Genomic DNA, 22,551 nt, shown 5'->3' on the forward strand with positions numbered 1-22,551 from the left:
AACCGGAAAGCGGAGCAACCATGGCAATGACCGAGGTGGCAGACGGCGTCCATCGCTTCTCGGACGCCTACGTGAATTTCTATGTGGTTGAAGGCCGCGACGGTCTCACTCTGATCGATTCCGGGCTTCCGGCAATGTGGACACCGCTGGACCAGTCACTCAGGATCCTCGGTCATTCCCTTCAGGACATTCGCGCTTTGGTCCTGACGCATGCCCACTTCGATCACTTGGGACTGGCCAAACGGCTCCACCAGGAGTTGGGTATTCCCGTGTGGGTGCACACCGAAGACTCCTACATCGCCAAACACCCCTATCGCTACCGGCACGAACGCTCCCGGTTCATCTTTGCCCTCACCCACCCACAAGGACTGCCGGTGATGGCCAGCATGGCCAGGGCCGGGGCACTCAACGTGAAAGGAGTCGAGGACGTCAGGCACTTTCCCGGCACCGGGGCCCTTCCCGTCCCTGGCAGCCCGGAAATCATCTTCTCCCCCGGACACACCAGCGGCCACTGCGGACTGTTCCTGCGCGAGCGCGGGATCCTTTTCAGCGGTGACGCCCTGGTCACCATGGATCCGTATACCCAAAGAACCGGGCCGCGGATCGTTGCCGGCGCAGCCACTGCCGATAGCGCATTGAACCTTGCATCACTCAAGCAACTGGCACTGACCCGGGCAAGCCTTGTACTCCCGGGACACGGTGAACCATGGACCAAGGGCATCGAGGAAGCCGTTGCAATCGCCAGGGCGAACGGCCCGGCCTAAGATGCTATTTCTTGCCGGCCTTCAAATCGGCAACTACCTTCGCGATCCGTCGGGCACGCGTCTCTTCGGTCTTGGCATCCCCGATCGGCTCGACGTAGCGCCGCTGGCTGCTGTAGTTCAGCGTGCCGTAGAACGCCTTCGCCTCGGGCTCCGTCTCCAACGCGGCGGCCAAGTCCTCGGGCACCTCGACGACCCTGGGTTCGGTGTCTACTTCAAGATCAACGTCCACGGTGTCCCCCGCCGCAGTCCCTGTCAGTTCACGGTTGGCCGAGCTGACACCCACCATGTAACTCCCGCCCATTACGGCAATGCTGCTGCGGTAACTCTGGCCGTTGATGGTCACCACCACAGGGGGCCGCTTTCCCGCGCCGAGCCCCTCAACGATCTCGTCCGGAACCTCGATGCCCGCTTTGTTGCCATCGCCGACGATGGTGGTAGTGAATTTCATGACCCAAGTATGCCGTTGACCACCAGTAGACGCACCCCATCCGCAGGACTACGTTCGAGGTAACCACGCAATTCCCGCTACCCAAGGAGAGAGAGAACATGGACGAGCAGGACCTTCTGGAGCGCATCCAATCGTTGGTTGAAGAGGAGCACCGCCTCCGCGACACCACGTCAGGGGGCGGCGGAACCGAGGACGACGTCGACGGCGACGGCAGCCGGGCACGATTGGCTCAACTCGAAGCTCAGCTCGACCAGTGCTGGGACCTGCTGCGCCAACGCCGGGCCAAGAGAGACGCCGGGGAGAACCCCGACGAGGCCGAGCCGCGCCCCATCAGTGAAGTGGAGGGCTACCGCCAGTAGCCCCACAGTCAATTACGCCCCTTCAAGCACCTGACTCGTCGCCCAAGCCAAGTATTTGGCGGCGTTGGCAACGGCATCGTTGACGTCCGGAACGCCATCCTTGCGCTGCGCGACATCCAACAGCTGGGCGGCGGCAACTATGCCGTGTTTCGCCAGGTCTTCAGGCGTGACGGTGATGCGGCCGGCCACGGCGATGACGGGAATTCCGTGCACGCTTGCGGCGTCGGCCAAGGCGATGGGCGCCTTGCCGGTGAGCGATTGCTCATCCATGGAACCTTCGCCGGTGATGACGAGGTCTGCCTCACCGAGGTGCTTGGCGAGGCCTGTCAGACCGGCGACCAGCGCAAAGCCGCCTTCCAGCGTGGCATCGGTGAATGCGAGGAACGACGCCGGGAACCCGCCTGCCGCTCCAGCTCCAGGAACGTTTACATCGCGACCCGTGGCCTCCCGAAGGAGCGACGCCCAGTTCCGGAGACCGGCGTCGAGCTTTTCAACGGCGTCCTCATCGGCGCCCTTCTGAGGACCAAAAACATGCGCCGCACCTTCCGGCCCGTACAACGGGTTTTGCACGTCGACGGCGATGCGGAACTTCACGGCGGACAGCCGCGGGTCCAGTTCAGAGACGTCCAAACCGACGACGTCGGCCAGGGAACCTCCGCCGAGAGGCACCACGTTGCCGACTGCATCCAGGGGTTTGAGCCCCAACGCACGCAAGGCGCCGCTTCCGCCGTCGGACATCGCAGAGCCACCCAAGCCGAGCACGATCTCCGTGGCGCCGGCGTCGAGAGCGGCAGCTACGAGCTGGCCACAACCGTAACTGTGGGCGCGCAGCGAGTTCTCCGGCGTCGGTTCCATATGGGCGAGGCCGGAGGCCATCGCGGTCTCGATAACCGCGCTTGCCCCGCCGAAGGAGTCCTTGCGGATGGCCCATGAAGCTCCGACGGGCTTGAGGATAGGACCAACAACGGCGTTGTTCCGTTCCTCGTAACCAGCAGCAATAGCCGCGTCCAGGGTACCTTCGCCGCCGTCGGCAACGGGGAACTGGGTGGTCACGGCGTCCGGGTAAACGCGCAGGGCACCTTCGGCCATGGCTGACGCGGCTTCGGCGGCGGTCAGGGATCCCTTGAACTTGTCAGGGGCTATAAGGATACGCATGGGTCCATCTTGCCAGCTTCCTTGGGAAAGCGCTTGCCAAGCGCGTAACTTAAGCGTGTGCTCGCGGGCATCGCACCAGCTGCCGCCAAACGCCCCCATAACCTCTGGTGCGATACGCGTTAGCAGGTGCGACAACTACGCCCAATAGGCGCGAACGGCGGTAATGGCTGCGAGCGCCACCAGAGCAAGAGCCGGAGTTACCCGCTAATCACCCTCACAGGAGCCCCATCAAGCCAAGCCTTCACGTCCTCGAACGCCCCGCCATAGAACTGCCGGTAGCTCTCGTGCGTCACGTAACCGATATGCGGCGACAGAACGGTCCTCGAAGAATGCAGCAGCGCATGCCCCGCCGGAAGGGGTTCCTCATCGAAGACATCCAAGGCCGCGCCACGAATCCAGCCCTCCTCCAAGGCTCGGATCAGCGCTGACTCATCCACCAAGGGGCCGCGCGCGGTATTGAGCAACACGCCGTCGGGGCCCAGAAGCCTCAGTTCCTCCGGGCCAACGATGCCCTCTGTCCTCTCGGATAACCGCAGGTGCAGCGTTACGACGTCGGACTCCCGGAACAACTCCTCTTTGCTGACCTTACGGGCACCGGCAGCCTCAGCAGTTTCCGCCGTGAGGTTCTGGCTCCAAGCGAGGACGTCCATCCCGAAGGCCTTCGCATAGCCCGCCATCCGCTTGCCGATCTTGCCCAAGCCAACTATTCCGAGGGTTTTGCCCTCGAGTTCAAACCCGACGCCGGTCTGCCAGTCGCCAGCACGCAGTGAGTTCTCCTCCACAGTCAGGTTTCGGGCAAAAGCCAGCAGCAAAGCCCACGTCAGCTCTGGCGCCGCGGCCGGTGAGCCACCCGTTCCGCAGACCACGATGCCGCGTTCCGCCGCCGCTTCAAGGTCGATCGCCGCATTAGCCATGCCAGTGGTCACCAACAGCTTCAGGTTCGGCAGCGAATCAAGGACTTCCTGTGGAAAACGGGTTCGCTCGCGCATCGCCACAATGATGTCGAACGGCGCCAACGCGGCCACGGCTTGCTCTTCCGAAAGGAAAGGTGCGCTGAAGACGCTGACTTTCACGTCGTCGTCGAGCAGTGAATCCCACGGTGCGTAATCGCCGGAGACCTGCTGGTAATCATCAAGGATTGCTAAACGGAATCGGGTCACGTTATTCATCCTTGCGCGGCGGCTGGTGGTACTCAACCCCATGGCACGTTAGGTTTTTGATTGTGAGCCAAAATGTGACCCCCGCCATGCCCAAGCCTGAGCATCCCCGCCCGCAATTAGTCCGCGACAACTGGCTGAACCTCAACGGCACTTGGGAATTTGAGATCGACGCCGGTGACTCCGGTTTGGAGCGCGGACTCACCACGCGCAGACTCAACAGCGAGATCCTGGTTCCGTTCGCACCGGAATCTGCGCTTTCGGGGGTCGAGCACGTCGATTTCATGGAAGCCGTCTGGTACCGGCGTACGGTGACGATCCCTCAGGAATGGGCGGGCCAGAACGTTCTGCTGCACTTTGGCGCCGTGGACCACGACGCCACCGTATGGGTGAACGGAGTTGAAGTAGCCCGTCACCGCGGAGGCTTTACACCCTTCACTGCAGACCTCGGAGGAGTCGCCGAGCCCGGGACGGAAGCCGTGATTGTGGTCCGGGCCAGGGATTCACGGCACGATATGCAAGCCCGTGGCAAACAGGCCACCTGGTACAACAACACCCACTGCCAATACACCCGGACCACCGGAATTTGGCAGACGGTGTGGATCGAAGCGGTCCCGGGGGTTTACATCAAACGCCTCCGCATGACTCCCAACCTTGCGGACTCCAGCATCACACTTGAGGTTCCCATCAGCCAGAACCGGACCGGGCATACAGTCACCGCCGTCCTAAGAGACAAGGGTGACATGCGTGTTGAGGCCACAGCCAAAGCAGACCTGGACCTCACGCCATCACTTCGCCTCACCATCCCCGCCGAATCCCTGCGTCCTTGGTCCATCGAAGATCCCTTCCTCTATGACCTCGATGTCAGCATCCACAATGACTCCGGAAATGTTGTTGACCAGGTCCGCAGCTACGCGGCAGTCCGGTCAGTTGCCCTGGACGGCAAGGTAGTCCGCATCAACGGGAAGCCGGTTTTCCAGCGGCTTGTCCTGGACCAGGGCTACTGGCCGGAGTCACTGATGACCTCGCCGGATGACGCCGCCTTGATCAAGGACATCGAATTGTCCATGGCCGCAGGTTTCAACGGCGCCCGACTGCACCAGAAGGTCTTCGAGGAACGTTTCCTCTATCACGCAGACCGCCTCGGTTACCTGGTGTGGGGTGAGTTCGGCGACTGGGGTGTCTCCGGCGGAGGAACTGTGGGGCACAACCAAAAGCCCACAGCCAGTTTTGTGGCGCAATGGTTGGAAGTGCTGAAGCGCGATTTCAACCACCCCTCCATCATTGGTTGGTGCCCCCTCAATGAGACGCACCAAGTTCTCCACGACCGCCTGACGGTGCTGGACGACGTCACCGAGGCCATGTTCCTGGCCACCAAGCTCGCCGACCCCACCCGTCCCGTCATCGACGCTTCCGGCTACGCTCACCGGATCCGCGACACGGACATTTACGATTCCCACTCCTACGAGCAGGACCCGGACCGCTTCCGCATCGAGCAGCAGGGATTGGCAGAGGGAAAGCCCTACATCAACCGCAAGGCCGACGGCGAGGAATACTCGGTGCCGTATGCGGGACAGCCCTACTTTGTCTCGGAGTTCGGCGGTATCTGGTGGAATGAAGTTGAGGCCCGTCAGGCTGTGGACGGAAGCGACGTCTCCTCTTCGTGGGGCTACGGCCAACGTGTCAGCAGCGAGGAAGAGTTCTACACCCGCTTTGACGGCCTCTGCGCAGTGCTGCTGGATAACCCGGACATGTTCGGTTATTGCTACACCCAGCTAACGGACGTTTTCCAGGAGAAGAACGGCATCTTCAACTTCGACCGCAGCAACAAGTTCGATCTGGAGAGAATCCGCGCGAGCCAAGTTCGGCCTGCCGCGATCGAGACCCGGAACAGCTAGCACTACGCTGCACATGAAAGGGCCGAGGCATCCGCCCCGGCCCTTTCGCTCGCACCCTTCGAGCAGGCGCCCCGTCAAGCAGATGCCTATGTAGCCCCGGGTACTTCCGGCCCTGTCGGCCAGCGAAGCAGGGCTGCAATCTCCACCCCGTCAGGCAGTGCTGGTGAAGGGACCAGTTCCACCCTCGCATCAGTCAGAGCAGCGGCCCTGAGCAGGGCGGCGGCAGCAGGAACCTTCCCCAGCACTTCCGCGCCAAGCGATTCCTCCTCCGAGGTGGCCAGCCATGGTTCCGCATTGAGGGCCAACACCGTGCGATCGGTGAGCGACCCGTCGTCGAACATCAACACCTCAACCTGGGCCTGCTGGAGGGCGTGGACCACGGCGCCAAAGCCGGTGGCCGACTCCGGATTGGCCTGCCCTTCCTGTTGGGCCAGGCGGTCCATGAGCTGTCCCTGCTCAGTGGCCCATTGTTGGGCGACCAAGGAGTTGACCTCGTCCTCGAACTTTTCGCGATCCGAGCCTGCGGCAAGGGTATGGGAATCCACGGTGGAGAGAATGGCTTTACTGGCTTCCGACAGTTGATCGGCTACGAGCTGCCGCGCCCGAATATCTCCTGCGAGGACCAGGAGCCGGGCATTGTTCTCGCGGACCACCTTGTCTATCTGCTCCACCACCTGGTCGGCATTGCGGCGCCAGATTTCCTCTGTATGCCGTTGATACCGGCCTTGTGACCAGCCGCCCACCGGAACCTTCTTCAGATTCTCGTCCGAGCCTTGGATGTGCCGGCTTTCCTCCGCCGCCTGCCGGCCCGCACGGTGCAGCCGGATTTCACCTTCCTCCCGGCTGACCTCTGCCACTACATAGGCGAACCCGTCCGGATGATGCTTGAGCAACGGAAGAAGGTCCGGGACAACATCCGTAGAGATCTGCTCCGGTCCCAGCAGCGCACCGGGAAGCAACTCGTTCATCACCACCTCGCCCTGCCGCACCAGCACATAGCGACTAATAGGCGAGGGCTCACCCGTCGCGGGCTGGATGGCTCCGGCAACGGCCTCCAAATCGTCCTCGGAAGCACCAAGTCCAGCCAGCGCATTCCTAACGTTATCGGGTTGGACGTCAGCGGCTTCCAAACCATCCACGGTGCCAGCGCTGGCATCCACATAGGCCACGCACCAGGGACCCGGTTTACGGAAGAGTTCGGAGTACTTGGCAAGCCGATCACTCATCTGAGGCCCCTCCTCCACCTGCTTCTCCCTTACCGGTGTTGGGGTTCAGCGCTTCCCTGACTTCCACCGGATCGGTTTCATCGGGAAAGGGTTCAGTCTCGCGCGCCTCTTCAACATGGGCGGGTTTGGTTCCCCTGACCATGCCTTCGGCTTCGTGTTGCATCTGTTCATCCAGATGCGCACCGTGCTTGGTGTTTCCTCGTTCAGCCACGGTGATCTCCCTTCGAACTAGTTGGTCACACGTACTTGTGTTGAGGTATCAGCGGCTGACCAGCTTGAAGAACGTGCTGTCTTCACCGCTGGCCTTCTTCGCCTGGTAGAGGAAAGCGAGCTTGCTCTCCTCAAACTTCTCGAACCATTCGTCCCAGCTGATGTGGTCGAGGGAATCCTCCCCGGCACCTCCCGGGAAGTCGATACGCAGGATACCCACGTCATTCTTGTCGCCGGTCTTCTTGACGCTGGCCGGCTTACCGTCGTTGCTTTCCACCCATTTGCGGATTTCGTCGTGATCCGTGGTGGTGTGAGATTCCGAAGCCATTTTTCAGGTTCCTTTCTTCCCGTGCCGGTGCAGTGAGCGTCATGCTGCCGGCGAAGAGTACGGACACTTCGACCCTAGCGCCGATCCGGCTTAAATAGAAAGGCTACTGAGTAATTCCTTCCGCCGAGACTCCACTTAACACCCATGTTGGAGCGTGGCATGGGTGTTAAGTGCCAACTCGGCGGGGGTTTAGACCCACTGGCCCCTGCGCACCATGACTTCCTTGAGGAGGTCCAGCCTGTCCGACACGATGCCGTCCACGCCAAGGTCAAACAGCCGTTCCATCTCCACGGGATCGTTGACCGTCCACACATGAACCTGCCTGTCACACCGGTGCGCCCGCCGGATAAATCCGGGCGTCACCACGGGAAACCGCCCGTAGCGGACAGGAACCTGGAAGACGTCGACGCCGGAAAGCAGCTTGCGTGCCAAAGGAACCGGAAGCAGGGGGCCGAGAAGGACGAAGAGCGCTGTCAGGGAGCTGCCTGCAGAGGATGCAACTCGACGGGAGAGCTTTGAAAGGACTGCCCGGCGGCGCCTGTCCGAGAAGCTGGTGACCAGAACCCGGTCGTGCACGCCATGCTTCTCAATGGCCGCTGCCATGGGGCCCACAGAATTCCAATCCTTGACGTCCAAGTTCAGCCGGACATGTGGCAGGGCAGTAACCATCTCGTCGAAGGTGGGAACCGGCTCCACTCCACCGATTCGGGCAGCAGCAACTTGGGCAGCGGTCAGCTCCGCGACCTTACCTGCGGAATCAGTCACTCGGTCCAAAGAAGAATCATGGAACACCAGCAGTACGCCGTCAGCTGTCGTGTGGACGTCCGTTTCAAGGTGCACTGTTCCAAGATCAACGGCTGCCCGGAATGCGGCCATTGAGTTTTCCAGGCCATCCAACGAGAATCCCCGGTGGGCGAAGGCCAAGGGGCCCACCGAACCGTCCTTGCGAAGGAAATAGGGCAGCGTCACTCCCGTAGCGTAGCCCATCGCAAAGGTCCGGCTAGCTCTCCTGCGGGACCGCCGTCGTCGATTGCGGAACGATCGCCACGCCGTCGCTGACGTGCACCAATGTCCGGCCGCGACCGCCGTCGAGCTCCACCCAAACCGCCGTTGCATCGCCGGTGACGGCGTCCACCACGCCAGCCGACTCGAAACCCGGCGTCAGGATGACTTTGACGCGGTCGCCCTGGCGAAGCGAACGCCAGTGATGATCCGGTTCGATGCGCCGCAATGGTGCCGTATTGACGTTGTTGATCCGACGCTTAGCCATGGTTCCCCCTACAAATTGAATGAGACAGATAAACCGTGCGAACGGGTCTTGGCTGGAAGCCTACGGCTGTAAGTTGAACGCCGGTTGTATGGAAGCTGGGAACCAGGTGACACTGCGGGACTGACAAACTGGGGGCATGACTGTGTTGATTGCCGGCTGCGGCGACCTTGGAACGGAAGTTGGACTGCGCTTCGCAGCTGCGGGCCACAATGTGGTTGGCCTGCGCCGCTCCCCCGACAAGCTACCCGCGGAAATCAGGGGCATGTTCGCGGATCTCTCCCAGGCAGTGCCGGAACTGCCCGAGGACGTGGACATTGTTGTTGTGGCCATAGCCGCCGACACGTCCACAGAAGAGGCCTATCGCGCGGCGTACTTGAACGGCGTGAAGAACGTTCTGAACGCTCTGGAACGGCAGTCCATCGAACCGCGGCGGATGCTGTTCGTCTCCTCAACGGCCGTGTACAAGGATTCCGGTGGAGCTGTTGTGGATGAGTCCACGCCCACGGAGCCCACGCGCTTCAGCGGCAGGGTACTGGTGGAAGCCGAAGACCTGTTGTTTAGCCGGACGCGTGAGACCCGCACCGAGCCCATCTCCCTAAGGCTTGGAGGCATTTACGGGCCTGGGCGCACGCGGTTGATCGACCAGGTCCGCAGCGGGAAGGCCGTCATCCCGGCCGAACCCCGGCACACCAATCGCGTTCACCGGGACGACGCCGCGGCCATGATCGTGCACCTCACCACCATGGAAGCAGCTCCGGATTCCGTCTATGTTGGCGTCGATGACCACGCGGCGGAAATGGGCGATGTCATGCGGTTCCTCGCCTCTGAAATGGGCTGCCCGGAACCCCCGACGGCGGCACCTGGGAACGCGTCCGACGCCGGCCCGGGCGACAAGCGCTGTTCCAACAAACGCCTGCGGGCGACCGGCTTCCAACTCACCTTTCCCACTTACAAGGAGGGCTACCGCGCTTTGCTGGCCGGTGAGGGCGTGCGGCACCCGTGACGCTTGAAGCGCGAAGGGAGGCCCTCCACCCTCAGTTCTTCTTCGAAGTGTCCATAATGCCGTTGAGGAAGCCGTAATCCATGGCTTCCGCAACCCTGGTATATGTGCCCGCCGTGTTCAGCTCTTCGGTTGCTCGTTGCGCCACGGCATAGGCGGCCTGCGCGATGCTGGACCCGAGGCTGACACGGGAGACGCCGAGCCCTCCGAGCTCGCCGACGTTGAGCGATCCCGCACCCACCATGACGTTGACGGGTACGGATATCCCCGAGGTCAGCGCGGCGATGGTTCCTGCATCTGATGCTCCCGGGACGAAGATCCCGTCGGCACCTGCCTCAACGTACTTTTCGGCCCGGGCCAGGACTTCCGCGATTTGCTGCTCCACTGTGCCGGCACCGGCCAGGAAGACGTCGGTGCGTGCATTGATGAACAGATCACGGCCCACGCTCCTTGCGGCATTCCGCGCGGCCGATATGCGGGCGCAGAATTCCCCGGGGTCCCGGGAGCCATCTTCCATGTTGATTCCCACCGCACCGGCCTCAAGAATCTCGGCGACTGTGGTGGCGATTCCCTCAGGCGTTTCGGAGTAGCCGCCTTCGATGTCCGCCGTAACGGGCACGTTGACGGCGTTAACGATGCTGGCAACTACGGCCACGGCGCGCTCCCGGTCCAGTCGGTCGCCGTCGGGCAGGCCTAGCGACCAGGCAACTCCTGCACTAGTAGTGGCCACTGCGGTTGCACCTGCTGTCTCGGTGATGACGGCGCTGGCCACATCCCAGGCATTGCTCAGTGCCAGTGGCTTGTGGCTCGTGTGGAGGGAGCGGAAGTGGGCGGCAGTTTGGTTATGTTCGAAGCTCATGAGTTCATTCCACCAGCCGGTGCGAAATCTGACTGGCGGGAATCGGACATCACCAGTGCAGCGCCAAACTAGACCCGCTGCTCGGTGAGCTTCGCCTCGAGAATCTGGGCCACGCCGTCGTCGTCGAAGTGCGGCGCCTGCTGCCCGGCGGCGAGGATGGCCTCCGGGTGACCACTGGCCATCGCGTAGCCGTGGCCGGCCCAACGGAGCATTTCGATGTCATTGGGCATGTCCCCGAACGCCACGACGTCCGCGGCTTCGATCCCCAGCGACTCGGCGTACTTGGCCAGCGTGACAGCCTTGTTGATGCCCGGAACGGACATCTCCAGCATTGCCGTCCGTGGCGCCGAATGCGTGGTGCTCACCAAATGCGCGACTGCCGGCTGCACTTCAGCCAGGAACTCGTCCGGCGTACCCTTGCGGGTGATCGCCAGGAACTTCACGACGGCGTCATCCGCCGTGAGCGTTTCCGCCAGCGGAGCGGGGGTGAACTCAGCAAGCAGCTCGCTGGTTTCGTTCTCGATGAAGCCCGGCTCAAGCTGGAAGCCCGTGAGAGTCTCCACAGCGAACAGGGCGTCGGGCCTGATGGACTTGATGATGCGGCGGGCTTCAAAGACAGATTCGGCATCCAGAACGCACGAGGACAGGGCTTTCTCGGTTTCGAGATCCCACACCACTGCGCCGTTGGAACAGATCACGATTCCGCTGTGACCCAGCTGCTCCTGGAGCGGGTACAACCAGCGCGGCGGACGACCCGTGACGAAGACGAGTTCCACCCCTGCGTCGCGGCACGCCTGGAACGCCTGGATGGTCCGGTCACTGATTTTGCCGTCGTGACCGAGGATGGTGCCGTCAATATCGCTTGCTACGAGCCGCATCAGGCCAGTCTACGTGGGCCACGGCCCACAAGGTCGCGCGGTTCGGGGAGCGCGGCATAGTGTGAAGTCATGAGTGAGAAGACCAGCGAAGTCGAAGAACACAGCACCCGCGGGGCGTACGTCACTGGTGGCGAGTTCACCCGGGACACCAATTACATCGAGGACCGCATCACCCGTGACGGTGCCGCCGGACCGAACGGTGAGCCCGGCTGGCCCGTGGAGCCGGGCCGCTACCGGTTGATTGCAGCCCGGGCTTGCCCGTGGGCCAACCGTGCCGTAATCGTCCGCAGGCTTCTTGGCCTAGAGGACGTCATTAGCCTCGGCCAGCCTGGCCCCACCCACGACGCCCGCTCCTGGACCTTCGATTTGGATCCGGATGGCAAGGATCCCGTGCTGGGCATCGAGCGACTGCAGGAAGCATTCTTCCGCCGTTTCCCGGATTACCCCCGAGGCATCACCGTTCCGGCCTTGGTGGACGTCCCCAGCGGCGCAGTGGTGACCAACAACTTCCCCCAAATCACGCTGGACTTCTTTACTGAATGGACAGAGTTCCACCGCCCGGGAGCGCCACAGCTGTACCCGGAGCACCTGCGCGAAGAAATCGACCAGGTCAACAAGCGCGTCTTCACCGAGGTCAACAACGGCGTTTACAGGTGCGGCTTCGCCGGATCCCAGGAAGCGTACGAGGCGGCCTACACCCGGCTGTGGACTGCCTTGGACTGGCTGGAGGAGCGCCTAGCGAGCCAGCGGTACCTCGTGGGTGATTCGATCACCGAGGCCGACGTCCGGCTCTTCACCACCTTGGCGCGCTTCGATGCCGTCTATCACGGCCACTTCAAGTGCAACCGCAACAAGCTGAGCGAGATGCCGGCATTGTGGGCCTACACCAGGGACCTGTTCCAGACGCCGGGGTTCGGCGACACCATCGATTTCGTGCAAATCAAGCAGCACTACTACATGGTGCACGAGGATATTAACCCCACCAAGATTGTCCCCGTGGGCCCGGACCTATCCGGATGGCTTACTGATCACGGACGGGAATCCCTCGGCGGAAGCCCCTTCGGCGACGGCACTCCGCCAGGCCCGGTGAAAGCGGGCGAGGAAGTGGCTGCAGGGCACGGGGCCGGCTAAGCAGCTTTACTTATGCGCTCCGTGGTTGAGCTCAGCCCGCGTGGGCGGATTGGCGCCGGCCCGTGACACCGTCACGGCAGCCGCACGTGTTGCGTGATCCATGATGGCTGCCAGGGTTTCTGCAGGCATTGCCCGCAAAGCGCCACGGTTCTGAGCACCGTCCAATCCGTGATCCACAATCGCGGACAGGAGCCCCGCCATGAACGAATCGCCCGCGCCCACTGTGTCCACAACGTTCACGGATGGTGCGGGAACCTGAGTTTCACCGGCCATCGTTACTCCCCACGGGCCACGTGAACCCCTGGTCACAACTACCAAAGCCGGACCCTCAGTGCCGCCCAAAGACAGCCAGCGACGCGCGGATTCCACTGGATCAACACCGGGATAGAGCCATTCAAGGTCTTCATCCGAGGCCTTCACGACGTCGGAAAGCACCACAAAGCGCTCGGCTTGGGTTCGCGCATATTCGACGTCCGTGATGATGCTGGGACGGCAGTTGGGGTCGAAGCTGATAGTGCTGCTCGGGTGGGCATGCTCGACGGCGGCAAGCACCTCTGCAGCGCCCGGCTCCAGGAACGTGGCGATGGACCCAGTGTGCAGCAGGGTGGAGCCCTGCAACATGAGCGGCAAACGTCCTGCGAGCCCGGGCAGCTCCCAGGCGAGGTCGAAAACGTAGGTGGCGGCGCCGTCGTCGTCAATCTGCGCGGTGGCCACGCTGGTTGCTTTCTCATCCGGCGGAAGCGGAACCATCACCGAACTCGACCGCAAGTGCGCGGCAATGGAATCGCCGTACGCGTCCCGGCCGTAGCGACCGATGAACTGCACGGGATGATCCAAGCGGGCCAGACCGACGGCAACATTGAGAGGGCTGCCTCCAACATGCGCCTCGATCCCGGAGGAGCGTTGAACGACGTCGACCAGGGCCTCACCAATGACTGTCAGCATGGGACCACTCTGCCAGAGGACGGCCGCCCGGGACCAACAGTTACGAGAGCAATCGTTGCACCAGTTCGCGACACTTCTTGTAGGCCACGGCCTTGGGATCGATCAGGTCGAAGTGGTCGCCCGGGACGCGCAGCAACTGGGCTGCACTCCCTGCCGCCATTGCCGCCGCGACGTATGCTTCGGACTGGCTCACAGGAACGTCCTCGTCATCCGTGGCATGCACGGCGTAGACGGGGACGTCAATGGGCAGCGAACTCATGGGGTCGGCGTATTTATGCCGTTTGGGGAATCTATGGGAATCCCCGCCCATGAGGTTGCAGACAGCACCGTTGCTAAGGTTCAACTTCTCCGCGGCCGCAAGGTTGAGGAGGCCCGACTGGCTGACGACGCCTGTGAGGTGAACAGCGTTGTCCTCCGGTCCGCGCTGAAGTTGGCGGTCGGCGTCGGGCGTTCCGATTGCGGAAAGCCGCTGCCGGCCGGCGGCCCACACTGCGAGGTGTCCGCCGGCTGAGTGACCGAGTGCCACCACTTTGCCGAGTTTGAGGTCATGATCGCCGGCAATATGGGACAAATGGTCGATGCCGGCCAGGATGTCCTCGAAAGTATGGGGCCAACCACCGCCGTTCCCGGCACGCCGGTACTCGAGGTTCCAGGCGGTTATGCCGTGCGCTGCGAGGTCGCGCGCCAAGGGCTCGCCGAGCTCAGCGCCGTACTGTGAGCGCCAATAGCCCCCGTGGATCACAACGGCGATTCCACCGGCCACAGCTGATGCGCCGCGATGGTTTCCGTTGGACGGTTCAGGTATGAAGAGTTCGCCCCATTGACTGGGGTGTTCGCCGTAGCTGTACTTGTGCCGCAACATTGCGCCCTCCTTTGTACTGAGCCTATCGTGACGTTTCGGAAGTTTGGCTAGAGGCACCCCGACGGCGGGTGGCTCAGTTGAGTGTCGGACCCGCCCCGTAAGCTGGGGGCATGGCAAGCAATTGGGACAGCCTGGACCAGGCTCAGCGCGACGCAGTGGATGCGAACGTGGCGCTCTACGAGCGTGTTCGCCCCGCCCTGAAGCGGGTCACACGCGATGTGCTGCTCACTTTGCGTGACATGTTGAACGATGCCGAGGTCACTCCGCTGTTCGTCACGGGACGGACCAAAACGGTCGAGTCCTTCCGCGAAAAGATTTCCCGGACGGATGACCCTCTGGAACCCGGCGGGCCACGTGTGCTCAAGTTCCCGGATCCGTTCCGCACTTTGAACGACATGGTCGGCATCCGCGTCATCACCAAGCTACCCGCGGAAAACGCAGCGGTGGCCAACATCATTAAGCGCCAGCGGCAACTTTTCGATTGCCGCGGCGACCGCGAGAAGGACATCGGCTCCATTGAGTCCGGAACCTACGGCTATTCCAGCCGCCACCTCATTCTGCGCACCATCCAGAACGAGGCCGTGAAGGAGTACCAACACGTCTTCAACCCGGACATGCCCGCAAATGGCAGCTACTTCTTCGAGTGCCAGATCCGAACCGTGTTTGCCCACGCTTGGAGCGAGATCGAGCATGACATCCGGTTCAAGGCCGAAGACCCGCGCGCTTGGACGCCACATTTCGACCGCCAGTTCACGGCCACCGCCGCCATGTTGGAAACCGTGGAGAGCGCCTTTGCTGATCTTCACGAGCGCTACGAGGAAGTCCGCGGCTATTGGGATCTCGAGGGCGACGGCGGCATGCCCCTGACCCCCAACAGGGTCCGGGACGTATGGCGAACGCTTTTGCCGCACGTTGACCGTAAAGTTGATGACGACTGGGGATGGGCTGCCGAACTACTCGCCGCCCACGGACTCACCAAGACCGTAGAGCTTGCGGGTCTGCTCAGCGCCAACCGGATCACAGAGGTCCGCAAGGCCTTGGACCACCGCTACTCCCCCGGCCCGGACCGTCTCTTGGATGACCTCCTGTTGTGGCAGTACGGAACCGAACACATTGATCTCACCGCTGAGGCGCCCGACGTCGTCCCGCACCCGCGGCGCGACAGCCTCCAGCGGCGCCTTAAGCAGATTGAGCGCTACCGCCAGACTGCGCTCTAGGACAACTGCACTTTAAGGACCCATGACTCCCGAGCAACTAATGTCACTGCGGGCGACCTTCCGTTCGCCCCGCCGCCTGCTGACGGAATCCCTTGCGGGACTCGTAGTGGCGTTGGCTTTGATCCCCGAAGCCATTGCGTTTTCGGTGATCGCCGGGGTGGATCCGCGCATCGGTCTCTTCGCGTCCTTCACCATGGGCGTGGTCACGGCCATTGTGGGCGGGCGGCCCGCCATGATCTCCGCTGCCACTGGTGCCGTGGCCTTGGTAATCGCGCCAGTGATGAAAGAACACGGGCTGGACTATCTGATTGCCACGATCATCCTGGCGGGTGTCTTCCAGATCATCCTTGCAGTCCTCGGCGTCACCAAGCTGATGCGTTTCATCCCCAGGTCCGTCATGATCGGGTTCGTAAACGCCCTGGCCATCCTGGTGTTCATGTCCCAGATGCCGGAGCTCTTCAACGTGCCGTGGATGGTCTATCCGATTGTCATTGTGGGCTTGGTGATCGTGTTCGGGCTGCCCCGGGTCACCACAGCCATTCCTGCGCCGTTGGTCGCGATCGTGGCCATCACGTTGGTTACCGCGCTTGGCAACATCGATGTTCCAACCGTCAGTGACAAAGGTGAACTCCCCGACAGCCTGCCCGGATTCTTCCTGCCAAACGTGCCCCTGAACCTGGAGACGTTCCAGATCATTGCGCCGTTCGCTCTCTCCATGGCCCTGGTGGGCCTGCTCGAGTCATTGATGACAGCCAAGCTGGTGGACGACATCACAGACACGCGTTCCAACAAGACCCGCGTTTCCTGGGGTCAAGGTGCGGCGAACATTGTCACCGGATTCCTTGGTGGTCTGGGTGGTTGCGCAGTAATCGGCCAAACCATGATCAACGTCAAGGGCTCAGGGGCTCGAAGCCGGCTCTCCACGTTCCTGGCCGGCGTGTTTCTGCTGGTGCTGGTAGTTGTCCTGGGGGATGTTGTGGGCCAGATCCCCATGGCCGCCCTAGTGGCCGTGATGATCTTCGTTTCGCTGATCACCTTCGACTGGCACTCCGTCCTCCCCTCCACGCTCAAACGGCTCCCCAAATCGGAGACCGCCGTCATGCTCATTACGGTTGTCGCCGTAGTGGCTACGCACAACCTCGCGGTGGGTGTCGGCGTCGGCGTCTTGACCGCTATGGTGCTGTTTGCGCGGCGCGTGGCCCATTTCGCAACTGTGGAGCGGACGGAACTCGAACTCAATGGCGAAGTTGTCGCGACGTACACAGTGGACGGCGAACTGTTCTTTGCTTCATCGAACGACCTGTACACGCAGTTCGATTATGCGAAAGATTCCTCGGACGGCATAGATCGCGTGATCATCGATCTGCATGGCTCGCATATTTGGGACGCCTCCACGGTGGCAGTGCTTGATTCGGTGACTGAGAAGTACCGGAATCACGGCCGTGAAGTGGAGTTCATCGGGCTCAACGAGGCCAGCGTTCGTATGCGCGAGCGGCTGGCAGGAAAGCTTAACTCCTAACCCAAGTAGGTCGCAGTTAAGGCCGTTTTGAGCGCTCATAACGGCCTTAACTGCGACCTACTTGGGTACAAACAGCGGTCATCTGACATATACGCTCCTCTGCAAGTAAAGAATTAGTGGCGGCCACAGTGCGGGTGTGAGCATTGATGAATGCTTGAGGCAACCAATTCACCAGCGAAAACCGAAGAACCCACTGCGCCCGTCAATGCAGCGCTTGCAGCTGAAGCCAAGATTGCGCGTATCGCGGTCACAGTGTTCCCGCTGTTGGTAGTGGTTGCAGGCATCCTGGGGTTCCTCATCCCGGACCTCTTCAAGCCCATGGGCGTCGCGGTTCCCTACCTTCTGGGCGTCATCATGTTCTGCATGGGGCTCACGCTGACCCCGCCGGATTTCGCTTCCGTGGCCCGGCGTCCGTGGGCGGTAGCACTGGGCATCGTGGCGCACTATGTGATCATGCCCGGCGCTGGATGGCTCATTGCCGTGCTCCTGCAGTTGCCACCAGAGCTGGCCGTTGGCCTGATTCTGGTCGGCTGCGCGCCCTCCGGCACCGCTTCGAACGTCATGGCATTCCTGGCCAAGGGCGACGTTGCTCTGTCTGTAGCTGTTGCCTCGGTCTCCACATTGATCGCGCCGATCGTGACCCCCGCGCTGACTCTCTTCCTGGCCGGGTCCTTCCTCCACATCGATGCGGGCGCCATGGTGTTGGACATCGTGAAGACCGTGCTGCTGCCGGTGATCGCAGGGCTCGTGGCCCGACTCTTTCTTTCGAAGCTCGTCGCAAAGGTTCTCCCGGCACTTCCGTGGGCGTCCGCCGTCGTGATTTCACTGATCGTGGCGATCGTCGTGGCCGGTAGCGCCAGCAAGATCGTTGCCGCGGGGGCCATTGTGTTCCTGGCGGTAGTCCTCCACAACGGTTTCGGGCTGGGCCTCGGATACTTGGCAGGCAAGCTTGGCCGTCTGGACGACAAAGCACGCCGTGCCTTGGCGTTCGAGGTGGGAATGCAAAACTCCGGCCTGGCCGCGACGTTGGCCACCGCACACTTCAGCCCCCTGGCAGCGCTGCCGTCGGCCGTGTTCTCGCTGTGGCACAACATCTCGGGTGCGATCGTTGCCGCTTGGCTGGCACGGCGTCCCCTGAAGGACTAGCTAGCCCTCCGTCGTGCCGCGGCGGTGCAGCTTCCACGGTGACGCAACCCGGATGCCCTCGGCCGGGGTGGTTCCCGCCAACCGGTCCAGCAGCATCCGGACAACCTGCTCGAAGATTGGGTCCGGCCCAACAGTCGTCAGAGCCGGATCGTAGTCCTGGCCCTCGGTGGAATTCCCGACGCCGACGATCTGGACGTCCTCGGGGACGCGGAGGCCAAGGCGGTAGGCGGCTCGGATCGTCTGCAGCGCTTCCATGTCGTCGGTGCAGAGGATGGCCGTGGGTCGGTCCGGGAGTTGGAGCAATTCCAGGGCGGACCGATAGGCAGTGGCCGGGCGGTGATGTGAGGTCCTAACCAAGGATGCGTCCAAGGGAATGCCCGCCTTCTCCAGCCCGGCTGCGTAGGCGGCAAAGCGGCTCTTTGGTCGGCCCGCCGGATCAGCCCTTCGGATGCATGCGATTCTTCGGTGCGACGCCGTGAGGAACTCCATGCACTCCGCAAGGCCAGCGTCGGTTTCAGGAGCAAGGACGTCGAACCCCGCCGGTGTCATGGTGCCTGAGATGACAACTTGGGCAACGCCGCGGCGAGCGAGTTCGGTGACGGTTTCATCATCGGACTTTGCTTCGGGGAAGTAGCCGATGATGATGCCGTCGGCGCCCCCGGACATCATGAACTTCCGCCAGTCGTCGCCCAGCAGGATCACTGGTTGGTAGCCGTGCTGCGGCAAAATATTCGCAGCGGCGGTGGCAAGCGCGCGATCCCAAGGCCATTCAAGGTCTCCGATTGCTACGGCAACCACGTCCGTTTTGCCGCGACGCATACCCCGCGCGGCCTGATTGGGTACATAGCCCAGTTCTTTGACCGCTGCCAATACCCGATCCTGTGTGGGCTGGCTGATCCGCGTTGTGCCACCGTGACGTCCCGAAAGCACATAGGAGACAGTGGTCAGCGATACGTCCGCCGCTAGTGCCACATCCCGGATGGTGGGCTTGGATCCCTTGCTCACGTTGCGGCTCCTGGTAGACAGCGGATTTCTTGAACTCTATCCGCAACCGCAGTGGACTCCCCTTGACGCAATTAGTTGTGAACGTTAACAATTGCGGGAGCCTACAAATACAAGCGGGAGATCATTCAATGAAGAACTGGGCAGGAAATCTTGAGTATTCGTCTGCGGACGTCCAGCGGCCCACCACTGTGGAGCAGCTGCGCGAGCTTGTAGCCCACGCGACGCGGATCAAGCCCCTGGGTTCCCGGCACTCCTTCAACTCGGTTGCCGACACCGACGGCACCCACCTCCTGCTCGATGCCCTCCCCCAGGAAGTTGTTTTGGACGGCGCGAAGGGCACCGTCAAAGTCAGCGGTGGCATCAGCTACGGAGCCCTCGGCCGCCCGCTTGAGGAACAGGGATACGCCATCCACAACCTCGCCTCCCTCCCGCACATCTCCGTCGCGGGTGCCATCCAAACCGGCACGCACGGCAGTGGAGTCAACAATCCCTCCCTGGCTGCCGCCGTCGTTAGTGTTGACCTGGTGCGCGCCTCCGGCGAGCTGGTGACCCTCACGGCGGACGACGACGAATTTCTCGCCAGCGTGGTGGGAATGGGCGCGCTTGGCATCGTCACAGGGCTGGAGCTCGCTGTCCGGCCGAGCTATGAGGTACGACAGCGCGTGCTCACCAACTTGTCCTGGGAGGGCGCACTGGCGAACTTCCAGGCCATCGCTTCGAGTGCTTACAGTGTCAGCTTCTTCACCGATTACACCGGCGACACCATTCCCCAGGTTTGGCTCAAGGCACTGGACACTGAAGCTCCGCTGCCTGACCTGTTTGGGGCGACCGCTGCAACGGCTGCCATGCATCCCTTGCCGGACATGTCCGCGGAGAACTGCACCGAGCAGCTGGATGTGGCCGGCAAGTGGCTTGACCGTTTGCCGCACTTCCGCCACGAATTCACGCCCAGCAACGGCGAGGAGCTGCAAAGCGAGTTCCTCTTGCCGCTGGAACAGGCGCCGGCCGCGCTGCAGGCTGTCCGGGGACTGGCCGACAAGCTCGCACCGCTCCTGTTCGTCTCCGAAATCCGCACCGTGGCCGCTGATGAGTTCTGGCTTAGCCCCTTCTACCAGCAGCAAAGCGTGGCACTCCACTTCACGTGGAAGCCGCTGCAGGCCGAGGTAGAAGGGGTGCTCCCGGAGCTCGAGGAGGCCCTCCGTCCGTTCGGTGCGCGCCCGCACTGGGGCAAACTGTTCACGCCCAGCCAGTACGACTTCGCTTCTCTCTATCCGCGGTTCGAGGATTTCCGGTCCCTGGTCCAAACCAACGACCCATCCGGCAAGTTCCGGAATGAGCTGCTGGACAGCGTGCTTGGCATCCCTGCGGCAACACACGCCTAGCTGGCTGCTTCGGTACGGCCAGCTACTCGATGTGAGCCAGCACGGCGCCGGCTGTGACCACTCCGCCAGGCTCTGACAACACCTCGGAGAGAGTGCCTGCACGGTGTGCCGAGACCTGGGTTTCCATCTTCATGGCCTCCAGGACCACCAACGGATCCCCGGCTGCGACGTCAGTGCCGGGTTCCACCAGCCACTTCACTACGGTCCCGGCCATGCTGGAGACCAGGGCGGATTCGGCGGGAGAGTCGCCGGAGTCGATGAGAGAACCCGTCGTTTCGGTCGGCGTAGTAAAAGCAGGAATGCCCTGCCCCGAACGAGCCCAGCCGTCCAGAAGGTCTGCGGGCAGTCCTACTGCGAGCCGCTTGCCGTCCACGTCAACGGTGATGGTGCGCCGCTTCCCTTCCGGGGCCACCACGTTGTATTCGGGGTCCACAGGGATCTGGTCTGCGAAGTCGGTCTCGATCCACCGGGTGTGGACTCGCATTCCGGCAACGGACGTGAAGTCCTCGGATTCCAAGACTGCGCGGTGGAACGGCAGGACCGTCGCGAGCCCCCTGATATTGATTTCGGCCAGGGCACGCCGCGAGCGGCGAAGGGCCTGCTGCCGATCAGCACCGGTGACGATCAGCTTGGCCAATAAAGAGTCGAATTGCGGGGCGACAAACGAACCCGAACGGACGCCTGTGTCTACGCGGATACCCGGGCCAGTTGGTACTTCAAAGAGTTCCACGGTCCCCGGCGAGGGCAGGAAGCCGCGGCCCACATCCTCGGCATTGATGCGGAACTCGAAGGAGTGTCCCCGAGCCACGGGATCTTCACTGATGCTCAGGGGAAGGCCGGCAGCAATTCGGAACTGCTCTTGGACGAGGTCGATCCCGGAAGTCTCCTCAGTGATGGGGTGCTCCACCTGAAGGCGGGTGTTGACCTCAAGGAAGGCCACGGCTCCGTCAGCGGAGACCAGGAACTCCACGGTTCCGGCACCGTAGTAGCCGGCTTCACGCACAATTGCCTTGGCGCCGTCGTAAATCTGCTGGCGTTGCGTGTCACTGAGGAAGGGTGCGGGAGCCTCTTCCACGAGCTTCTGGTGGCGACGTTGGAGGGAGCAGTCACGAGTGCCCACCACAACGACGTTGCCGAGCTTGTCCGCGATGATCTGAGCTTCCACATGCCGGGGCCGGTCAAGGTACTGCTCCACGAAGCACTCGCCACGACCAAAGGCAGCCACAGCTTCCCGGACTGCAGAATCGAAGGCCTCTTCCACTTCTGCGAGCTCGCGAACCACCTTCAGTCCACGGCCGCCTCCACCAAACGCAGCCTTGATGGCGAGTGGAAGTCCATGTTCCTCCGCGAAGGCCCGAGCTTCCGCAGCAGAAGAGACGGGACCGTCGCTGCCGGCTACCAACGGGGCTCCGGCACGGACTGCGATTTCCCGGGCCGTGATCTTGTTGCCCAACTGACGTATCGACTCCGGTGAGGGACCGATCCACTCGAGTCCGGCGTCGAGCACCGCTTTCGCAAAGTCCGCGTTCTCGGAAAGGAAACCATACCCGGGGTGGACAGCGTCTGCCCCGGACTCCGCCGCAACGGCAAGCAGCTTCCCGATGTTCAAGTAGGTGTCAGCCGGCGAATTTCCGCCCAGGCTAAAGGCTTCATCAGCAGCACCAACGTGCATTGCGTCGGCATCAATGTCTGCATAAACGGCGACCGAAAGGATACCGGCGTCGTCGCAGGCTCGGGCGACGCGGACAGCGATTTCGCCACGGTTCGCGATCAGGACCTTGCGCATCAAATA

The 22,551-nt window shown here is 62.4% G+C and carries 24 protein-coding genes and 1 pseudogene; 9 read left to right on the plus strand and 16 right to left on the minus strand.

Annotated features, from left to right (window positions below):
* Nucleotides 1-20: 20 nt before the first annotated feature.
* On the plus strand, nt 21-764 hold the full coding sequence (locus ACIQTW_RS15860) for an MBL fold metallo-hydrolase (RefSeq protein WP_402938656.1): 744 nt from the start codon (nt 21-23) through the stop codon (nt 762-764).
* Nucleotides 765-768: 4 nt separating this feature from the next.
* Here ACIQTW_RS15860 and ACIQTW_RS15865 read toward each other — a convergent pair whose 3' ends face one another.
* The gene (locus ACIQTW_RS15865) at nt 769-1,212 is read right to left on the minus strand and encodes a YdeI/OmpD-associated family protein (protein ID WP_402938659.1); all 444 of its coding nucleotides are present in this window, start codon (nt 1,210-1,212) and stop codon (nt 769-771) included.
* A gap of 98 nt (nt 1,213-1,310) precedes the next feature.
* On the opposite strand from ACIQTW_RS15865, the gene ACIQTW_RS15870 reads away from it, so the two are divergent.
* Complete coding sequence (locus ACIQTW_RS15870) at nt 1,311-1,571, plus strand: DUF2630 family protein (protein WP_402938662.1); 261 nt, start codon at nt 1,311-1,313, stop codon at nt 1,569-1,571.
* A 12-nt stretch (nt 1,572-1,583) separates the two neighbouring features.
* Here ACIQTW_RS15870 and ACIQTW_RS15875 read toward each other — a convergent pair whose 3' ends face one another.
* Both ACIQTW_RS15875 and ACIQTW_RS15880 read right to left on the minus strand, forming a co-directional pair.
* Nucleotides 1,584-2,726, minus strand: a complete 1,143-nt coding sequence (locus ACIQTW_RS15875) for a glycerate kinase (protein WP_402938665.1) — start codon at nt 2,724-2,726, stop codon at nt 1,584-1,586.
* 197 nt (nt 2,727-2,923) lie between these two features.
* Complete coding sequence (locus ACIQTW_RS15880; protein ID WP_402939279.1) at nt 2,924-3,895, minus strand: D-2-hydroxyacid dehydrogenase family protein; 972 nt, start codon at nt 3,893-3,895, stop codon at nt 2,924-2,926.
* 65 nt (nt 3,896-3,960) lie between these two features.
* Here ACIQTW_RS15880 and ACIQTW_RS15885 point away from each other — a divergent pair, with 65 nt between their 5' ends.
* Nucleotides 3,961-5,781 carry a glycoside hydrolase family 2 protein gene (locus tag ACIQTW_RS15885; RefSeq protein ID WP_402939282.1) on the plus strand — a complete coding sequence of 607 codons (1,821 nt, stop codon included), beginning with the start codon at nt 3,961-3,963 and terminating at the stop codon, nt 5,779-5,781.
* Nucleotides 5,782-5,867: 86 nt separating this feature from the next.
* Here the strand turns inward: ACIQTW_RS15885 and ACIQTW_RS15890 are convergent, their stop codons facing one another.
* The 5 genes from ACIQTW_RS15890 to ACIQTW_RS15910 form a co-directional block, all read right to left on the minus strand.
* Nucleotides 5,868-7,007: a Vms1/Ankzf1 family peptidyl-tRNA hydrolase gene (locus tag ACIQTW_RS15890; protein ID WP_402938668.1), complete on the minus strand. Its 1,140-nt coding sequence runs from the start codon at nt 7,005-7,007 to the stop codon at nt 5,868-5,870.
* Nucleotides 7,000-7,218 carry a hypothetical protein gene (locus ACIQTW_RS15895; protein ID WP_402938671.1) on the minus strand — a complete coding sequence of 73 codons (219 nt, stop codon included), beginning with the start codon at nt 7,216-7,218 and terminating at the stop codon, nt 7,000-7,002. Before ACIQTW_RS15895 ends, ACIQTW_RS15890 begins: the two co-directional genes overlap by 8 nt.
* Before the next feature lie 48 nt (nt 7,219-7,266).
* Complete coding sequence (locus tag ACIQTW_RS15900; protein WP_402938673.1) at nt 7,267-7,545, minus strand: hypothetical protein; 279 nt, start codon at nt 7,543-7,545, stop codon at nt 7,267-7,269.
* A 189-nt stretch (nt 7,546-7,734) separates the two neighbouring features.
* Nucleotides 7,735-8,532: a glycerophosphodiester phosphodiesterase gene (locus ACIQTW_RS15905; protein WP_402938676.1), complete on the minus strand. Its 798-nt coding sequence runs from the start codon at nt 8,530-8,532 to the stop codon at nt 7,735-7,737.
* 13 nt (nt 8,533-8,545) lie between these two features.
* Nucleotides 8,546-8,815, minus strand: coding sequence for a hypothetical protein (locus ACIQTW_RS15910; protein ID WP_402938679.1), 270 nt, complete (start codon nt 8,813-8,815; stop codon nt 8,546-8,548).
* A gap of 136 nt (nt 8,816-8,951) precedes the next feature.
* Here ACIQTW_RS15910 and ACIQTW_RS15915 point away from each other — a divergent pair, with 136 nt between their 5' ends.
* Nucleotides 8,952-9,818 carry an SDR family oxidoreductase gene (locus ACIQTW_RS15915; RefSeq protein WP_402938681.1) on the plus strand — a complete coding sequence of 289 codons (867 nt, stop codon included), beginning with the start codon at nt 8,952-8,954 and terminating at the stop codon, nt 9,816-9,818.
* A gap of 31 nt (nt 9,819-9,849) precedes the next feature.
* Here ACIQTW_RS15915 and ACIQTW_RS15920 read toward each other — a convergent pair whose 3' ends face one another.
* Both ACIQTW_RS15920 and ACIQTW_RS15925 read right to left on the minus strand, forming a co-directional pair.
* The gene (locus ACIQTW_RS15920; protein ID WP_402938683.1) at nt 9,850-10,674 is read right to left on the minus strand and encodes an isocitrate lyase/phosphoenolpyruvate mutase family protein; all 825 of its coding nucleotides are present in this window, start codon (nt 10,672-10,674) and stop codon (nt 9,850-9,852) included.
* Nucleotides 10,675-10,742: 68 nt separating this feature from the next.
* Nucleotides 10,743-11,552 carry an HAD family hydrolase gene (locus tag ACIQTW_RS15925; protein WP_402938686.1) on the minus strand — a complete coding sequence of 270 codons (810 nt, stop codon included), beginning with the start codon at nt 11,550-11,552 and terminating at the stop codon, nt 10,743-10,745.
* Nucleotides 11,553-11,621: 69 nt separating this feature from the next.
* On the opposite strand from ACIQTW_RS15925, the gene ACIQTW_RS15930 reads away from it, so the two are divergent.
* Entirely contained in the window at nt 11,622-12,683 is a 1,062-nt protein-coding gene (locus ACIQTW_RS15930; protein ID WP_402938689.1) for a glutathione S-transferase family protein, read from the plus strand.
* 6 nt (nt 12,684-12,689) lie between these two features.
* On the opposite strand, the gene ACIQTW_RS15935 is transcribed toward ACIQTW_RS15930, so the two are convergent.
* Entirely contained in the window at nt 12,690-13,628 is a 939-nt protein-coding gene (locus ACIQTW_RS15935) for a carbohydrate kinase (RefSeq protein ID WP_402938692.1), read from the minus strand.
* A gap of 40 nt (nt 13,629-13,668) precedes the next feature.
* Complete coding sequence (locus ACIQTW_RS15940) at nt 13,669-14,490, minus strand: alpha/beta hydrolase (protein ID WP_402938694.1); 822 nt, start codon at nt 14,488-14,490, stop codon at nt 13,669-13,671.
* Between the two features lie 110 nt (nt 14,491-14,600).
* Between ACIQTW_RS15940 and ACIQTW_RS15945 the strand changes: the two genes are divergently transcribed.
* The 3 genes from ACIQTW_RS15945 (at nt 14,601) to ACIQTW_RS15955 (ending at nt 18,372) form a co-directional block, all read left to right on the plus strand.
* Complete coding sequence (locus ACIQTW_RS15945) at nt 14,601-15,707, plus strand: GTP pyrophosphokinase family protein (RefSeq protein ID WP_011772837.1); 1,107 nt, start codon at nt 14,601-14,603, stop codon at nt 15,705-15,707.
* Between the two features lie 22 nt (nt 15,708-15,729).
* Complete coding sequence (locus ACIQTW_RS15950) at nt 15,730-17,226, plus strand: SulP family inorganic anion transporter (RefSeq protein ID WP_402938697.1); 1,497 nt, start codon at nt 15,730-15,732, stop codon at nt 17,224-17,226.
* 150 nt (nt 17,227-17,376) lie between these two features.
* Entirely contained in the window at nt 17,377-18,372 is a 996-nt protein-coding gene (locus ACIQTW_RS15955) for a bile acid:sodium symporter family protein (RefSeq protein WP_091464361.1), read from the plus strand.
* Here ACIQTW_RS15955 and ACIQTW_RS15960 read toward each other — a convergent pair whose 3' ends face one another.
* Complete coding sequence (locus tag ACIQTW_RS15960; RefSeq protein WP_402938701.1) at nt 18,373-19,377, minus strand: LacI family DNA-binding transcriptional regulator; 1,005 nt, start codon at nt 19,375-19,377, stop codon at nt 18,373-18,375.
* 128 nt (nt 19,378-19,505) lie between these two features.
* Between ACIQTW_RS15960 and ACIQTW_RS15965 the strand changes: the two genes are divergently transcribed.
* Entirely contained in the window at nt 19,506-20,759 is a 1,254-nt protein-coding gene (locus ACIQTW_RS15965) for a D-arabinono-1,4-lactone oxidase (RefSeq protein ID WP_402938704.1), read from the plus strand.
* 22 nt (nt 20,760-20,781) lie between these two features.
* Here ACIQTW_RS15965 and ACIQTW_RS15970 read toward each other — a convergent pair whose 3' ends face one another.
* The 3 genes and pseudogenes from ACIQTW_RS15970 to ACIQTW_RS15980 all read right to left on the minus strand — a co-directional run.
* Nucleotides 20,782-20,973 carry an acetyl-CoA carboxylase biotin carboxyl carrier protein subunit gene (locus ACIQTW_RS15970; protein WP_402939285.1) on the minus strand — a complete coding sequence of 64 codons (192 nt, stop codon included), beginning with the start codon at nt 20,971-20,973 and terminating at the stop codon, nt 20,782-20,784.
* Complete coding sequence (locus ACIQTW_RS15975) at nt 20,930-21,082, minus strand: DUF3918 family protein (protein ID WP_402939288.1); 153 nt, start codon at nt 21,080-21,082, stop codon at nt 20,930-20,932. Before ACIQTW_RS15975 ends, ACIQTW_RS15970 begins: the two co-directional genes overlap by 44 nt.
* A gap of 194 nt (nt 21,083-21,276) precedes the next feature.
* Nucleotides 21,277-22,545: pseudogene (locus ACIQTW_RS15980) on the minus strand (acetyl/propionyl/methylcrotonyl-CoA carboxylase subunit alpha); the annotation flags it as partial.
* Nucleotides 22,546-22,551: the final 6 nt, after the last annotated feature.

Origin of the sequence: Paenarthrobacter sp. NPDC090517, from assembly GCF_044769165.1 — a bacterium.
GTDB lineage: Bacteria > Actinomycetota > Actinomycetes > Actinomycetales > Micrococcaceae > Arthrobacter.